Below are 14,025 nucleotides of genomic sequence, written 5' to 3'. Positions count from 1 at the left end.
AGAGAGGTGTGATGGTGAACGGCCCCGGGGGAGGCGGGCGCTCCGCCGCGCCGTCGGGGGTGGGGGACGGCGCAGGGCAGACCGGGGGGCCGCTGTCAACGGCAGTCTGCCGCCGAGCGCCAAACCGGCGCTAAATTCCGCACGTGGCAGGCGGGTAGGTAGTCGGCGTAGGTAATTCCCCGGATGCCGACGGGCGGTCTCCGCTGCCAACATGTCTTCGGCCGAACGGAACTGTTCGTCCGTCATATCCACGACGCCCGCAGGGAGACCGCACCATGAGCGACACCACCGTCAGCGACCGGACCGCCGAGGACGTGGTCGCGATCCGCCGCCTGCTCTCCCGTCAGGCGCACCTGCGGGACACCGACCAGCTGGACGACTGGATCGAGGGCTACGTCGAGGACGCCGTGTTCACCGCGCACGGGACGGTCGCCCGCGGCCGCGCGGAGATCCGTGCGATCGCCGACGCCCAGCGGGAGGCCTTCTGGTCGGACTGGCGCGGCTCCCACTTCCTGAGCGAGCCGGGCATCGACGTCGACCCGGTGGCCGGCACGGCGACCGGCATCACCCACTACACCTTCCTCGGACTGGCCGAGGGCGGCGGCTACCAGGTCTACGTCGTCGGCCGCTACCACGACAGCTTCGTGCGCACCGCGGAGGGCCGCTGGCTGCTCACCGCCCGTGAGGTGCGGACCGTCGGCGAGGAGGCGGAGCTGCTGCCCGACCAGAAGTCCGACCAGGAGGCCGCGCAGGAGGCCGCGCAGGAGGCCGTGGAGGGAGCTGGCCAGGGGGCCTGACGGCCCGCCGTCGGGCCCCGTGCGAAAGGCATTCGGATGATGCGGCAGATTTTATGCCCCGGCAAACTACTCCAATGGTGGTCAGTTTCCCGCTGGCTTCCCCAAACATTCGGCCCGCCGCCCGCGCTGGGATAGCGTCCATAGCGCCGGGGGGTAGCGACCCGCTCTGGTCAATTCGAACACGCCTGACCAGGCCGTATCTGTTTCGGGAGAAAAAACGTGCGAAATTGCCTTTCTGAAATCCGGCCGGGCACCGCGGACGATCTGCAGCTCGCTGTGGACTCGCTCGCGGCATTCCCGGCCCGGGGCGGGACGCGGGGTGCCGACGTCCCCGAGCGCCTGGCGGCGGTCGCCGAGCTCTGCCGGGCCGTCGACGGGGTGCTCGACAGCCTGGTCGTGCAGGCCGCCGCCGAGGCCGCCGAGGAGGGCTGGACGGCTGCCCGGATGGCGTCCGAACACGCCGTCTACTACGCCCGGTTGCAGCGGGCGCTGCTGCCCGTTGCGGCAGCCGCCGGGATGGGCGACTCCGGGCTGAAGAAGCGGTGAGCGCGCCGCACTCGAACGCGCACGTCCTGGCCTGCCCCACCCGCTGGAGCGACGTCGACGAGAACGGGCACATCAACAACGCCCGGCTGGTCTCCTACGTCCAGGAGGGGATTTACGACCTGTTCTGCCACCATGCGGAGGCCGTCCGGGAATCCCTTTTTCCGTCCGGATTCCTGATCGCCCGTCATGAGATCGATTACCTGGAGCAGTTGCACCACCAGCCGGAGCCGCTGCTGGTGCGGCTGACGGTGGAGCAGCTGGGGCGCAGTTCGGCCCATGTCGTGGTGAATGTCTGCCGTGATCCGCTGACCTATATGCGGGCGCGCACCGTGGTGGTCGCCCGGGATCGCGAATCCGGGCGCTCCCGCAAACTCAGCCAGACCGAGCGGCGGTTTCTCTCCTCGTTTCTGCCGAGAGAGGGGTCGGTCGAGCCGTTGTCCTCGGCCCCGCCGCAGCGGGTGCCGGTGAAGGCCGCGCGCGGCAAGGCGCCGGTCCCGTCCTACCGTGCGCGCAGACGCTGCCGCGCCTCGGCGCGCTGACCGGACGGATTCCGGTGCCGACGCCCCGGCCGCGGCCCGATGCCGCGGCCGGGTGAAGGAGAGCGGGCGGGACCGGTGGGCCGTGACAGACACGATCCAGACCGGTCCCGCCCCGAGCCAGGAGCCGGGTCTGCAGTGATCCGCCGGGTCGCCTCGATGCCGTCCAGGCCCGGCATCCTGATGTCCATCAGGACGACGTCGGGCCTCTCCCGCCTGGGACCACGCAGCCGCGCACCGTCGGATCGAACGGCTCAACCTCGATCCTTGACAAGTTCGGCGAACGCGTCGTCGCCGAGGGGCCAGGACTCGTGTTGCCGACGGCGACGCCGGTAGTCGACGTGGTCGGCCGCGGGGATGGCGGCGAGGTAGCGGGTTCCACCTGTCCAACTACTCTGCGTGTGCAAGAGTCGGGCGCGGGGATGACGATCCGCGCGATGCCCTGTTAGGGCAGCGGCACGGCGTGAAGGCAGGCGTGCTGGCCGGGCCCCGGTAGTGCGGTGAGCGGCCTCGCCGCCTCTCCTTCGATCGCGACGCGGAAGGTGCCCTCCTCATCCGCGTATACCGGCACACCGGCAGCGGTGGACTCGCCGGTGGGGTGGACGACGACGACCTCGGTCGGCCCGTGTCGGCCGGGCGGACCGGGCAGGGTGACCGCGTAGCGCCGGGGTCGGTCCATCGGTCGCCTCACCTCATCCGGCGTCGGCCAGCGCGGCGTGGACGCTGTCGTGGATGGTCAGTACCTCGTTGGCGCCGGTGATCTCCAGTAGTCGTCTGGTCTGGGAGGTGGGTGCGGCCAGCACGAGGGGAATGCCGGCGGCGCGGGCGGCGATCCGGGTCTTGAGGAGTGCGTTGAGACAGGTGGAGTCGCAGAAGCTCAGGCCGACGAGGTCGACGACCAGCCTGGGCGGTCGCTCGGCCACGGCACGCTCGAGCGCGCTCTCCAGCCGCTGACGCTGGTCGTGGTCGACTTCGCCGTGCAGGCGGAGGACCTGGGCGGTGCCTCGAATGGTCGTGGTGGTGATCCGCAGCAGCGGCGCGGGGACACCGGTGTTCTCGAAGCGTGTGCCGTGCCGGGGGGACATGGGGGGCTCCCTTCCAGCCCGGGAAAGGCGTCTGTACACGAGCCTGTCCCAGGTCGGCGCCCTCGTCCAAGAGGCTGCGTCGCCGAAAGCGAAGGCCCGGCCCCGGCAGTGCTCCCCCCGGGCGGGGCCCGCCGCTTCAGGCGGCGGCGGCCAGGTCGGCGCGGCCGAACAGCAGAGCGTAGCCGCGGGGCAGGTGGGCGAGGAGGCGGTCGGTGAGGTTGTCGTCGGTGAGGGTGGTGAGGGCGGCCAGGACGGAGGAGGCGTCCCAGCGGGCGGCGGTGAGGCTGGTGCCCAGGGTGTGGGCGAGGGTGTCGACGAAGGCGGGGGCGGTGACGGGACGTGGCAGGGGGATCTGGGCGGCGAGGACGGCGCGGGCCCGTTCGGGCAGGACTGCGGCGAGGTCGCAGCGTTCGTCGCCGGTGAGCTGGGCGCCGAGGAGGGCCAGGACGGCGTCAAGGACTCGTTCGGCGTCCTCGTCGGCGGTGTAGCGGCCGAGGTTGCGGACCTGCTGGAGAAGGTGGCGGTAGCGGGTCATGACCGTGGGGCCTTCCGGGAGCTGGCCGCCGGCGGTCCAGCGGCGGCGTGAGGTGGGTGGTCAGGGGCGTGTCCCTGCGGTCGGCCGGCCGAACAGCAGGTCGTAGCCGGGCGGCAGCTGGAGCAGGACGCGCCCGGTGAGATCGTCGCCCGCGGCGTCGGCCACCGTGGACAGGATGGCGCCGATGTCCCACAGGGCCGTGGCTTCGGTGGCGCCCTCGATCCAGGCCGCGGTCGCGCGCACGAACCGTTCCGGACTGAGTGGCTCGGCGGCCTGCAGGGGGTTGAGCAGGATCAGGGCCACGGTCTCCGGCAAGCGGGCGGCCAGTTCCGCGCGCACGTCGCCGACCAGGTGGGCGCCGAGCAGGGCCAGGACGACCCGGGCGGTCCGCTCGGCCTCCTGTGGGGTGTCGTACTCACCGCGCTCCCGGACCTCTTCCAGGAACGCCTCCCATCGAAGAGTCACTGCGGTTCTCCCTCCGTCCCAAGGTCCGGCGCGACCGTGCCCGGTCAGGGCTCGACGGCCAAGCGCCGGTGCAGACCGGTGAGCTCGAGCAGCCGCACGACGGCGTCTGCGCGTCGCTGCGGGTGGGCCGGCCTGGGCGGGGGCGGCCGGCGGTCGGGGGTGTTCCGGCCGCCCCTTCCGATCGAGGGGGGAGTGATCAGGGGCGGCGCGGAACGGCGTCGGGGGTTGGTCAGGCCCGGATCTGCTTGCGGTCGCCGCTGCGGCTGATCGCGATCTTGCGGGGCTTGGCCTTCTCGGCGACCGGGATGCGCAGGGTCAGCACGCCGGCGTCGTAGTCGGCGCTGATCCCGGCGGGGTCGAGGGTGTCGGAGAGCATCACCTGCCGGGAGAACACACCCAGCGGGCGCTCGGACAGCTCCCACTTCACGTCGTCGCCCTGGTGGCGGGGGCGGCGTTCGGCCTTGACGGTCAGCATGTTCCGTTCGACGTCGATGTCGATCGCGTCCGGGTCCACCCCGGGCAGGTCGAAGCAGATCACGTACTCGTCGCCCACCCGGCAGGCATCCAGCGGCATCGGGGCCGGCCGGGACCAGGTGCCGTTCGTGCCCAGGAACTGCTGGGTCAGACGGTCCAGCTCGCGGAACGGGTCAGTGCGCATCAGCATCGCGAAACACCTCCACGGATCGATGGGAGCCAGTGCGCTTCACCTGACACCTTTGTAGCGCGTCATCCATCCGATGACAAGTCGCTGTGTCGCCTATAGAGTGACTTCATGAGTGAAGAGCCCCCCAGCTCCGCCGCCGGCCCTCCCCAGCCGGTCGAGCCCGCCTCGTTCCTGGCGGCCGCAGCAGCACTGGCCGCCATCGACGACGCCGTCCGCACCGCCCAGAACCCCGCGTCCCAGCCCCCGACCGCCCCTGACCAGGAAGGCCCCGAGCAAGCCCTGGCCGCCCTGATTCTGCTGCGTGAACTGCGAACGCGGCTCGCCGGGTGGGAAGCCTGCCTGGTGGAGAGCGCCCGGGACGCCGGCGCCACCTGGGCCGACCTCGCCCGGCCCATGGGCGTCGCCAGCCGCCAGGCCGCCGAGAACCGCTACCTGCGCCTCAAGCCCGCCGCCGGCAAGACACGGGCCGGTACCGGTGCGGAACGCGTCAAGGCCGTCCGAGACCGGCGGGCCGCCGACCGAACGGTCACCACCTGGGCCCGCGACAACGCCGCCGAGCTACGGGTCCTCGCCGCCCAGATCACCATGACCGCACTCGCCCCCGGCGCCCGCCCCGCCCAGGTCGCCCTGACCGCCGCGCTCGGCGCCACCGACCCCGCCGACCTCATAGCGCCCCTCGCCGCCATCCGCCCCCACCTCGCCACCAGCCAGGGCGACCTCGCCACCCGCCTCGACGCCCTCACCCACCACACCACCCAGCTCCGCGATGACAGCGACCGACGCCGCGCCTGACCCTGTCGCCGAAGCCGAAAGGCGCTGGCAGGACCTCCTGGACCGGATCCACGACCTCGAAGCACGAGTTATTGCCACCACGAGCACCGTCACCACCGCCCTCGACCACCACCTCGCTCGACTCGACGCCCTGCGCCACCAGCTCGCCCACCCCGACTGGCCACCGTCCGCCCCCGATCCGGGCAGCCCTCAGACCACACCCGCGAACAACCGGTCGACCTGACAGGGCCGGGAGCCGCCTGGCGCCGGGCCGGACACCGCATCGAGCTGCTGGTCGTGGACGTCCGCGCGGCCGACAGCCGCCGGGGCACCGCCCTGCGCTACGCCGAGGCCGGCCGGAGCGGAACCCTGCCGGCCGGTTCACCACCGTCGACGGGCACGACCGCTGCCTGGCCGCGGTGCTGGACTGCGTCCAGGCCGTGGAAGAGCAGCGCCTGGTGGACCACCTCGGTGTGGTGCGGCGCGACGGCGCCGCCGTCTTCCGCAACACGCTCGGCCCCGACGGCCGGTGGACCGGGCCGGCCGGTGCCGCGCGTGCTGCCCGGGCAGGGCAGGTGCGCCCCTACACCGAGCAGGAGGCCCGCCAGTTCCTCGCCCGCCAGCGCGAGCTGCGCGCAAGCCTGCCGCAGTACCGGCGCGAGGTCGACGCGATCACCCGCCTCGCCTGGGCGCTTCTGCCGCCCGCACTCCAGCCCGGCCGGCTCCCCTTCACCCCGCCTGCGGCGCTCCCGGCGCGGCACTCCTACAAACCGGTGATCTCGCTGAGCCTGGCCTCGCGGCCGCGCTCACCGAGCACCTGGCCCACGTGGCCGCTGACGGCTTCGACGTCCAGGACCTCGAAGCCCCGCGGCGCAACGTCATCGTCTTCCACGGCAATGGCGGGGTCGGCAAGACCACCTTGTCGCGGAAGCTGGAGGCCGCGCTCACCGCGGCCGAGGCCCGGCCCGCGCAGTGGGGCGAGCCCACCTGGCCGACGGCGCCGCGGCTGCTGCCGATGCGCATCGACCTCCCCGCCCAGCTGCTCACCGGCCTCGACCTGCGCGCCACGACCCTCACCACCGGCATCGCCGCGCCGGTCCGCGATGTCGGCACCGCAGGTTTCCCGGACCGCGCGAGCGTCCTCGGCGCGGAGATCCGCACCGCCGGCGTGCGCGCCGCCCAGGCCACCCTGGCCCTCGCCAGGTGCTTCCAGCACGCCGTCCTCGGCGACGACGACGAGGGCCTAGCCGCCGAGGGCCGTGGCGGCGACGGCCGCCGCGCCGATCAGGCCCGCGTCCGTGCCGAGTTCGGCGCGCCGGACGTCCAGGCCACGGACGTAGGGCAGCGCCGCGTACCGGTCGAGGTGGCGGGCGAGCGGGGTGAACAGCACCTCGCCCGACTCGGCGACGCCGCCGCCGATGACGACCCGGCCGAGGTCGACCAGGGCGGCGGTGGCGGCGATCCCGGCTGCCAGGGCCTGGGCCGCCCGGTCGTACGCCGCGAGCGCGACCGGGTCGCCGGCCGCCGCGTCCGCCGCGACGGCGCGGGCCGAGGCGTCGGCGCCCGTGGGCCGCCAGCCCCGGTCGAGGGCGTACCGGGCGATCGCCGTCCCGCTGGCGATGCCCTCCAGGCAGCCGCGCGAGCCGCACGGGCAGGGCTCGCCGTCCAGGTCCACGCAGATGTGGCCGAGGTGGCCGGCGTTGCCGCTCGGGCCGGGCCGCACCGCGCCGTCCAGGACCAGCCCGGCGCCGACCCCGGTGGATACGACCAGGCAGAGCGCGTTGTCCGCGCCGCGCGCCGCCCCGCGCCAGTGCTCGGCGGCCGCCATGGCGACCCCGTCCCCGGCCAGCGCGACCGGTATCCGGTGCGCCAGGGCCGGGTGCGCGGTGACCGCGGCGGTCAGCGGGAAGGCCCGCCACGCGGGGATGTTCACCGGGCTGACGGTGCCGTGCACCAGGTCCACCGGACCGGCGCTGCCGATGCCGACCGCGCCCACCCCCGCCCAGTCCGGGTGCGCCGAGAGCCGGTCGAGCACCTGGTGCACCACGCCGACCACCACCTCCGCCGACTCCCGGGCCGGGGTGGGCAGCTGGAGGCGGTGCCGGAGCTCCCCGCGGTCGTCGACCAGCGCGCCGGCGATCTTGGTGCCGCCGATGTCGACGGCGGCGAACAGCGGGGAGGAGGACACGGTCATCGAGGGCACTCCAGAGGGGGAGGGAGGGGACGGGATGCGGCGCCCCGGGGGATCCCGGGGCGCCGCAGGGTGAGCATGAGCGTCAGACGGTCGCGCCACCGGGGGTCAGCCGCAGGGTGACCAGCTCGAACGGCCGAAGTCCGAGCTCGACGCCGTCCTCGGCCGCCACGACCTCGCCGCGCGTGCCGTCCCACGGCCGTTCCAGCAGGTCGCACGGTACCGCGCCGGCCAGCGGGAAGGACGGAACGAGCCGGCCCCGGGCGCGGCCCCCGTGCGCCTCGTACACGCGCACGACCACGTCCCCGCTGCCGTCGTCGGCCAGCTTGACGGCGCTGACCACCAGCGCGTCGTTGTCCACCGCCACCAGCGGCCGCACCGACGCGGCGCTGCCGGTGACCCGCCGCTCGGGCAGGCTGATCCGGTAGCCCTCGCGGACGGCGTCGCCGATCGCCGCACCCGGCACCAGCGCGTGCCGGAACCGGTGCAGGCCCTGGTCGGTCTGCGGATCGGGGAAGCGCGGCGCGCGCAGCAGCGAGAACCGGACCGTCGTGGTCGTCCCGCCGTCCTGCTCCCGCACCGTGCGGGTCACGTCGTGCCCGTACGTCGAGGCGGTGACCAGCGCGACGCCCCAGCCGGGCTCCTCCAGGTGCACGAAGCGGTGGTTGCACGCCTCGAACTTGGCCGCCTCCCAACTGGTGTTGGTGTGGGTCGGCCGGTACAGGTGGCCGAACTGGGTCTCGGCGGCGTACCGCTCGGTGTGCACGTCCAGCGGGAAGGCGGCCTTCAGGAACTTCTCCGTCTCGTGCCAGTCCACCTCGGTGTCGATGTCGAGGCGCTTGGCGCCCGCGCGCAGCGTCAGCGTCTGGACGACCGTGGACGAGCCGAAGGAGCGCGCCACCCGCACCGCCACCTCGTCCACCGAGGAGGCCGCCACCGCGACCTCGTCCGCCGCGGTCAGATCGGTGACGGTGTTGCGGTAGAACTGGTCGACGTCCCAGGCGTCCCACATGTTCGGGAAGTCGGGGTGCAGTTGGAGCAGGTTGGCCCGGGTGCCGGGGGCGACGGTCTCCCGGCCGTCCGCCAGGTCGACCACCGAGACCACCAGGCCGTCGCCGTCCACGGTGACGTCCAGCAGCCCGTTGCCGAGCACGAATCCGCCCTGCGGCCGGGCCGTCACCGCGCAGCCCGCCACCACGGGGCCGGCCGGCGCCGCCCCGCCCGCGGGCACCGTCGAGCGGCTGTGCGGCGCCGCGTTGAACAGCAGCTCGCGCCCGCCCGCCGCGTCCCCCGCCAGGGCCTGCTGCGCCCGGTCGATCAGCGCGTCCAGCTCCGCGGCGACGCCCGCGTAGGTCTGCTCCGCCTCCCGGTGCACCCAGGCGATCGACGAGCCCGGCAGGATGTCGTGGAACTGGTGCAGCAGCACCGTCTTCCAGATCCGGTCGAGCTCCTCGTACGGGTAGGCCAGCCCGGTGCGCAACGCGGCGGTGGCGCACCACAGTTCGGCCTCGCGCAGCAGGTTCTCGCTGCGGCGGTTGCCCTGCTTGGTCCTGGCCTGGCTGGTCAGCGTGGCCCGGTGCAGCTCCAGGTACAGCTCGCCGACCCAGACCGGCGGCTGCGGGTACTCGGCCTGCGCCTTCTCGAAGAACTCGGCGGGCCGCTCCCACACCACGGTGGCCGAGCCCTCCAGGCTGCGCAGCCGGGCCGCCTTGGCGACCATCTCGCGGGTCGTGCCGCCGCCGCCGTCGCCCCAGCCGGTCGGTGCGATCGAGTGCCGGGCCACGCCCTTGTCCTTGAAGTTCCGCGCGGCGTGCGCGATCTCGCTGCCCTTCATCGAGCAGTTGTAGGTGTCGATGGGCGGGAAGTGCGTGAAGATCCGGGTGCCGTCGATGCCCTCCCACTGGAAGGTGTGGTGCGGGAACCTGTTCACCTGGCTCCACGAGATCTTCTGCGTCAGCAGCCACTTGGAGCCGGCGTTGCGGATGATCTGCGGCAGCCCGCCGGTGAAGCCGAAGGTGTCCGGCAGCCAGGCCTCCTGGTTCTCGACGCCGAACTCCTCCAGGAAGAACCGCTTTCCGTGGACGAACTGGCGGGCCATCGCCTCCGAGCCCGGCATGTTGGTGTCGGACTCCACCCACATGCCGCCGGCCGGCACGAACCGGCCCTCGGCGACGGCCTTCTTCACCCGGGCGTACACCTCGGGCCGGTGCTCCTTGATCCAGGCGTACTGCTGCGCCTGGGACATGGTGTAGACGAAGTCCGGCTCGTCCTCCAGCAGCGCCGTCATGTTGGCGGTGGTCCGGGCGACCTTGCGGACCGTCTCGCGCAGCGGCCACAGCCAGGCCGAGTCGATGTGCGCGTGGCCGACCGCGCTGATCCGGTGCGCGGACGGCGCGGCGGGCGCCGCCAGCACCTCGGTGAGCTGTGAACGGGCCGCGGCGGCGGTGCCGTTGACGTCCTGGAGGTCGACGGCGTCGAGCGCCCGCTCGACGGCGCGCAGCACGTCCCAGCGGCGGGCGCCGTCGACCGGCAGCTCCGCCATCAGCTCGCCGAGCACCTCCAGGTCCATCACCAGCTGCCAGACCGTCTCGTCGAAGACCGCGAGGTCCATCCGCTCCAGCTTGTACTGCGGCTGGTCGCCGGCGGTCTCCTTGTCGCCCAGGGTGGTGGGCAGGAAGGGGTGGTAGTCCAGGATGACCGGGTTGGACGCCGCCTCGACGTGCAGCTCGACCCGCTCGCCGCCGGCCGCCGGGGCGGCGATCCGCACCCACTGGTTCTGCGGGTTGAGGCCCTTCACCGGGGTGCCGTCCGGGCGGTAGACCAGGCCCTCGCACTGGAAGCCGGGCATGTTGGCGTCGAAGCCGAGGTCGATCAGCGCCTCGACCGTCCGCCCGGCCCAGGCCTCGGGCACGGTGCCGGTCACGGTGATCCAGCTGGTGCCCCACGGCGCGCCCCAGGACTCGCCGGCGGCGATCGGGGTGCGGGGGGCGGCCAGGCCCTCGGCGACCGGGACGGGCTCGCCGGGCGCCGTCCAGATGCCGACCTCCAGGGGCACGGACTCGGGGTGGATCGCCGGGCGGATGCGCTCGTCGAGGACGCGCTTGAGACGGGACTCGACGAGGGTGCGGTCATCGTGCATGTCGGCAGGCTCCGTTGCATGGCTGAGGGTGTGTGACTGGTGGCGCGTGACGGGCAGTACTGCGGGACGGGCGGGACGGGCGGGACGGGGCGGAACGGCGGCGGACGGAGGCAGTGGTCAGCGTACGTCGTCGGGGTGGACGACCTCGGTGATGCCCCGGGCGGCGAGGTGGCCCGGATCGACGGCGTGCTCGGCGAGCACCGCGGTCGGCCGGGCGCCGGCCTCGGTGAGCCGCATGAACGCCTCGAACACGGCGCCGCCGGGGCCGCAGACCGAGCGCTTGGGCGCGGTGACCGCGTCACCGGTGTCGACCACCAGCGCCGTGCTGCGCGGCCGCGGCGGCCGCCAACCGGTGCGCAACTCCTCGACGGCGGCGGCGATCCGCAGGCCGGCGGGTTTGACCCGGCGGTCGGTGGTGAGCAGGCCGAGGCTGTACTCCAGCTCGGGGAAGTCCGCCAGCGAGCGGTCCACGTCGTGCGAGCACCACCAGGTGACGCCCCACAGGTCGGGGCAGTCCAGCACGGCGGCGACCGTGTCGCCGGTGAACCGGGCGGCGTCCTCGGCGGTGATGTGCGGGGCCGGCGCGCCGACCTCCTGCAGCCAGACCGGGCGGTGCGGCTCGGCCGCCCAGGCCTTGGACAGCTCGACCAGGTAGGCGGCGTGCTGCGCCGTCGCGGTGGAGTGGGCGCCGTAGCGCTGGGCGGTGCCGTTGAACACCCAGGAGTGGACGGCGGTGGCGGCGCCGATCCGGGCCGAGTGCCAGGGGGTGAACGGGTGCTCGTCCAGGTACCAGGCGGCGTCGTAGGAGGCGTGCAGGTTGAGCCGCCCGGGCGCGCCGTCCTCGCAGGCGGCGAGCATCCGGCGCAGCCAGTCCTCGGCCTCGTCGGGGGTGATCCGGTCAGGGTCGGGGTGCGGGTCGCCGGAGAACTGGTTGATCTCGTTGCCGACCGTCATCCCGAGGAAGTTGGGCCGGTCGGCCAGCGCGGCGGCCAGGGTGCGCAGGTAGGCGGCCTGGCCGTTGACCACCTGGGGGTCGGTGAAGATGTTGCGCCGGTGCCAGGTCAGCGTCCACGAGGGCTGGAAGTCGAAGCTCGACAGGTGGCCCTGGAGGCCGTCCACCGAGACGTCCAGCCCGCGCTCGCCGGCCGCGTCCACCAGCTCGACCAGCTGCTCGACGGCGCGCGGGCGGATCAGGGTGCGGTTGGGCTGGAAGAGCGGCCAGAGCGGGAAGACCCGGACGTGGTCCAGGCCGAGCTCGGCGATCGAGTCCAGGTCGGCCCGGACGGCGTCGAGGTCGAAGTCGAGCCAGTGGTGGAACCAGCCCTCGGTGGGCGTGTAGTTGACGCCGAAGCGCGGGGCGGGGGTGTCCGGGGTGCGGTCCTGGTCGGCGGTCATGCTCGGTTGGCTTCCTCGGTGAGAGCGGCCGTCGCGGGGTTCGGCGACGGGTCGGGCGGGTTCGGTGGTCACCCCTTGACGGCCCCCTCCTCGACGCCCCGGAAGAAGAACCGCTGGCAGACGCCGAACACCACGACGATCGGCAGGAAGGCGATCATGGTGCCGGCCGCGATCAGCCGGGGGTTGGCGGAGAAGGTGCCGTTGAGGTACTGGAGTCCGACGGTGAGCGTGTACTTCTGCGGGTCGTTGAGCACGATCAGCGGCCAGAGGAAGTCGTCCCAGGCGCCGATGAAGGTGAAGATCACGATCACGCTGAGCATGCCGCGCACGTTCGGGAGCCCGACGTGCCACAGCCGCTGCCAGACGTTGGCTCCGTCCACCAGGGCGGCCTGGTCGAGTTCGGGCGGAACGGCCGCGAAGGCGGTGCGCATCAGCAGCACGTTCAGCATGGCGATCGCGCCGGGCAGGGCGACGCCGGTCAGCGTGTCGGCCAGGCCCAGGCTGCGCACGGTCACGTACTGGGAGACGATCGTGACCTCGCCGGGCAGCACCAGCGTCGCCAGGAAGAGGCCGAACACCAGCCGGGCGCCGCGGAAGCGCAGCTTGGCGAGGGCGTAGCCGGCCAGGGTGGTGCCGACCACGTTGCCGAAGATCGCGATCGCGGCCACCACCAGCGAGTTCCCGGCGTAGGCCCAGACCGGGATGGTGTCGGCGACCTTGCCGTAGTTGGCGAAGGTCGGGTCCTCGGGGAGGAAGCTCGGGCTCCGGGTGAAGACGTCCTCGTCCGGGCCCTTCAGCGAGGTGGAGAGCTGCCAGAGGAACGGGCCGATCACCAGCAGCAGCACGACCAGCAGCAGCAGGTAGCGCAGCGCGGTCTGGGCGGGGGAGGGGGTGTTGAAGCTCCGGGTGCGGCGGGTGGACCGGGCCGCTGCGGCCCGGTCGGGTGGAGCGGGCGGGCCGGGCCGCGGTGCGGTGGCGGTGGGGCCGGTCGGGGCGGCGGGTCGGGTCACGGGGTCAGTCCGCCTTCCGGTTCAGGCGCATCAGCAGCAGCATCGGGCCGAGGGTGATGACGAACAGCAGCAGGCTGAGCGCGGAGGCGTAGCCGAGGTGGCCGGTGAAGCCGCGGCTGTACATCTGGATCAGCATCACCACCGACATGTCCCGGCCGCCGGGCCCGCCGGTGCCGTTGGAGAGCACGTACAGCTCGGCGAAGACGCGCAGCGAGGAGACCGAGATCAGCACCGAGATCAGCACCATGGTGGGCCGGACCCCGGGCAGGGTGACGTGCCAGAACCGGCGCCAGGCGCTCGCGCCGTCCACGGCGGCGGCCTCGTGCAGTTCGCGGCCGACGTTGGCCAGGGCGGACAGGTAGATCACCATGTAGTAGCCGAGGCCCTTCCAGGTGGTCAGGGCGATCGAGCTGAGCAGCAGCAGCCAGCGGTCGGTCAGGAAGGCGACCGGGGAGTCGGCCAGTCCGGTCTGCTGGAGCAGGCCGTTGACCAGGCCGCGGTCGTCCAGGACCCAGCCCCAGATCAGCGCCACCACGACGGCGGAGGCGATGACCGGGGTGTAGAAGGCGGTGCGGAAGAAGGTGATGCCGGGCAGCTTGCGTTGGACCAGCAGGGCGAGCAGCAGCGGCAGGACGGTCAGCAGGGGCAGGCAGATCAGCAGGTAGACGATGCTGTTGAGCAGGGCGTCGGCCAACTGCTCGTCGCTGAATATGCGTTCGTAGTTGTCGAGGCCGGTGAACCGCCCGCCGCCCAGTGGCTTGGCGTTGGTGAACGACAGGATCACCGTGTTGAGCGTCGGCCAGAGGTTGAAGACGAGCAGCCAGATGATCGCGGGCCCGGCGAGCAGCCAGGGGGTGAACCAACGCCGGTGGGTCATGCCGTTGCCTTCCT

General features: G+C 73.0%; 17 protein-coding genes and 1 pseudogene. 5 read left to right on the top strand and 13 right to left on the bottom strand.

From position 1 onward, the window contains the following. Positions 1-275 precede the first annotated feature (275 nt). From ACGFZP_RS33475 to ACGFZP_RS33465, 3 genes are all read left to right on the top strand, one after another. The gene (locus ACGFZP_RS33475; RefSeq protein WP_392940142.1) at positions 276-797 is read left to right on the top strand and encodes a nuclear transport factor 2 family protein; all 522 of its coding nucleotides are present in this window, start codon (positions 276-278) and stop codon (positions 795-797) included. A 276-nt stretch (positions 798-1,073) separates the two neighbouring features. Beyond that, a complete protein-coding gene (locus tag ACGFZP_RS33470) occupies positions 1,074-1,343 on the top strand; it encodes a hypothetical protein (RefSeq protein ID WP_392940140.1) in 270 nt (89 codons plus the stop codon). Beyond that, a complete protein-coding gene (locus tag ACGFZP_RS33465) occupies positions 1,340-1,882 on the top strand; it encodes an acyl-CoA thioesterase (RefSeq protein WP_392940139.1) in 543 nt (180 codons plus the stop codon). The genes ACGFZP_RS33470 and ACGFZP_RS33465 overlap by 4 nt, the downstream gene beginning before the upstream one ends. 122 nt (positions 1,883-2,004) lie before the next feature. Here the strand turns inward: ACGFZP_RS33465 and ACGFZP_RS33460 are convergent. The 6 genes and pseudogenes from ACGFZP_RS33460 to ACGFZP_RS33435 all read right to left on the bottom strand — a co-directional run. Beyond that, positions 2,005-2,124, bottom strand: a pseudogene (locus ACGFZP_RS33460) (response regulator); the annotation flags it as partial. A 200-nt stretch (positions 2,125-2,324) separates the two neighbouring features. Next, a complete protein-coding gene (locus ACGFZP_RS33455) occupies positions 2,325-2,558 on the bottom strand; it encodes a DUF6296 family protein (protein ID WP_392940137.1) in 234 nt (77 codons plus the stop codon). A 13-nt stretch (positions 2,559-2,571) separates the two neighbouring features. Beyond that, positions 2,572-2,964, bottom strand: a complete 393-nt coding sequence (locus ACGFZP_RS33450) for an STAS domain-containing protein (RefSeq protein ID WP_392940136.1) — start codon at positions 2,962-2,964, stop codon at positions 2,572-2,574. A gap of 136 nt (positions 2,965-3,100) precedes the next feature. Next, positions 3,101-3,499, bottom strand: a complete 399-nt coding sequence (locus ACGFZP_RS33445) for a DUF2267 domain-containing protein (RefSeq protein WP_392940135.1) — start codon at positions 3,497-3,499, stop codon at positions 3,101-3,103. 60 nt (positions 3,500-3,559) lie between these two features. After that, positions 3,560-3,964, bottom strand: coding sequence for a DUF2267 domain-containing protein (locus ACGFZP_RS33440; RefSeq protein ID WP_392940134.1), 405 nt, complete (start codon positions 3,962-3,964; stop codon positions 3,560-3,562). Positions 3,965-4,193: 229 nt separating this feature from the next. Next, positions 4,194-4,628 (bottom strand): Hsp20/alpha crystallin family protein, encoded by a 435-nt coding sequence (locus tag ACGFZP_RS33435; RefSeq protein ID WP_392940133.1) that lies wholly within the window; start codon positions 4,626-4,628, stop codon positions 4,194-4,196. A 108-nt stretch (positions 4,629-4,736) separates the two neighbouring features. On the opposite strand from ACGFZP_RS33435, the gene ACGFZP_RS33430 reads away from it, so the two are divergent. Further along, positions 4,737-5,420: a type III effector protein gene (locus ACGFZP_RS33430; RefSeq protein ID WP_392940131.1), complete on the top strand. Its 684-nt coding sequence runs from the start codon at positions 4,737-4,739 to the stop codon at positions 5,418-5,420. Beyond that, the gene (locus tag ACGFZP_RS33425) at positions 5,395-5,643 is read left to right on the top strand and encodes a hypothetical protein (RefSeq protein WP_392940129.1); all 249 of its coding nucleotides are present in this window, start codon (positions 5,395-5,397) and stop codon (positions 5,641-5,643) included. The genes ACGFZP_RS33430 and ACGFZP_RS33425 overlap by 26 nt, the downstream gene beginning before the upstream one ends. A gap of 97 nt (positions 5,644-5,740) precedes the next feature. Here the strand turns inward: ACGFZP_RS33425 and ACGFZP_RS33420 are convergent, their stop codons facing one another. From ACGFZP_RS33420 to ACGFZP_RS33390, 7 genes are all read right to left on the bottom strand, one after another. After that, entirely contained in the window at positions 5,741-6,160 is a 420-nt protein-coding gene (locus ACGFZP_RS33420; protein ID WP_392940127.1) for a hypothetical protein, read from the bottom strand. 2 nt (positions 6,161-6,162) lie between these two features. Beyond that, positions 6,163-6,615, bottom strand: coding sequence for a hypothetical protein (locus ACGFZP_RS33415; protein ID WP_392940126.1), 453 nt, complete (start codon positions 6,613-6,615; stop codon positions 6,163-6,165). A gap of 27 nt (positions 6,616-6,642) precedes the next feature. Further along, positions 6,643-7,593, bottom strand: a complete 951-nt coding sequence (locus tag ACGFZP_RS33410) for an ROK family protein (RefSeq protein ID WP_392940124.1) — start codon at positions 7,591-7,593, stop codon at positions 6,643-6,645. A gap of 82 nt (positions 7,594-7,675) precedes the next feature. Then, positions 7,676-10,729 carry an alpha-mannosidase gene (locus ACGFZP_RS33405; RefSeq protein WP_392940123.1) on the bottom strand — a complete coding sequence of 1,018 codons (3,054 nt, stop codon included), beginning with the start codon at positions 10,727-10,729 and terminating at the stop codon, positions 7,676-7,678. Positions 10,730-10,846: 117 nt separating this feature from the next. Beyond that, complete coding sequence (locus tag ACGFZP_RS33400; protein ID WP_392940122.1) at positions 10,847-12,124, bottom strand: glycosyl hydrolase; 1,278 nt, start codon at positions 12,122-12,124, stop codon at positions 10,847-10,849. A gap of 68 nt (positions 12,125-12,192) precedes the next feature. Further along, positions 12,193-13,134, bottom strand: coding sequence for a carbohydrate ABC transporter permease (locus ACGFZP_RS33395; RefSeq protein ID WP_392940121.1), 942 nt, complete (start codon positions 13,132-13,134; stop codon positions 12,193-12,195). Positions 13,135-13,138: 4 nt separating this feature from the next. Beyond that, entirely contained in the window at positions 13,139-14,011 is an 873-nt protein-coding gene (locus tag ACGFZP_RS33390) for a carbohydrate ABC transporter permease (protein WP_392940120.1), read from the bottom strand. Between the last annotated feature and the right edge of the window lie 14 nt (positions 14,012-14,025).

It is taken from the genome of Kitasatospora sp. NPDC048239, assembly GCF_043202015.1.
Lineage (GTDB): Bacteria > Actinomycetota > Actinomycetes > Streptomycetales > Streptomycetaceae > Kitasatospora.
This window is presented reverse-complemented; position numbering and strand designations above follow the sequence as displayed.

What these genes read in the sequence shown, in the direction of transcription:
- ACGFZP_RS33475 (WP_392940142.1), top strand. Translation starts at nt 276, where the DNA reads ATGAGCGACACCACCGTCAGCGACCGGACCGCCGAGGACGTGGTCGCG.
- ACGFZP_RS33455 (WP_392940137.1), bottom strand. Translation starts at nt 2,558, where the DNA reads ATGGACCGACCCCGGCGCTACGCGGTCACCCTGCCCGGTCCGCCCGGC.
- ACGFZP_RS33450 (WP_392940136.1), bottom strand. Translation starts at nt 2,964, where the DNA reads ATGTCCCCCCGGCACGGCACACGCTTCGAGAACACCGGTGTCCCCGCG.
- ACGFZP_RS33445 (WP_392940135.1), bottom strand. Translation starts at nt 3,499, where the DNA reads ATGACCCGCTACCGCCACCTTCTCCAGCAGGTCCGCAACCTCGGCCGC.
- ACGFZP_RS33435 (WP_392940133.1), bottom strand. Translation starts at nt 4,628, where the DNA reads ATGCTGATGCGCACTGACCCGTTCCGCGAGCTGGACCGTCTGACCCAG.
- ACGFZP_RS33430 (WP_392940131.1), top strand. Translation starts at nt 4,737, where the DNA reads ATGAGTGAAGAGCCCCCCAGCTCCGCCGCCGGCCCTCCCCAGCCGGTC.
- ACGFZP_RS33425 (WP_392940129.1), top strand. Translation starts at nt 5,395, where the DNA reads ATGACAGCGACCGACGCCGCGCCTGACCCTGTCGCCGAAGCCGAAAGG.
- ACGFZP_RS33410 (WP_392940124.1), bottom strand. Translation starts at nt 7,593, where the DNA reads ATGACCGTGTCCTCCTCCCCGCTGTTCGCCGCCGTCGACATCGGCGGC.
- ACGFZP_RS33405 (WP_392940123.1), bottom strand. Translation starts at nt 10,729, where the DNA reads ATGCACGATGACCGCACCCTCGTCGAGTCCCGTCTCAAGCGCGTCCTC.
- ACGFZP_RS33400 (WP_392940122.1), bottom strand. Translation starts at nt 12,124, where the DNA reads ATGACCGCCGACCAGGACCGCACCCCGGACACCCCCGCCCCGCGCTTC.
- ACGFZP_RS33390 (WP_392940120.1), bottom strand. Translation starts at nt 14,011, where the DNA reads ATGACCCACCGGCGTTGGTTCACCCCCTGGCTGCTCGCCGGGCCCGCG.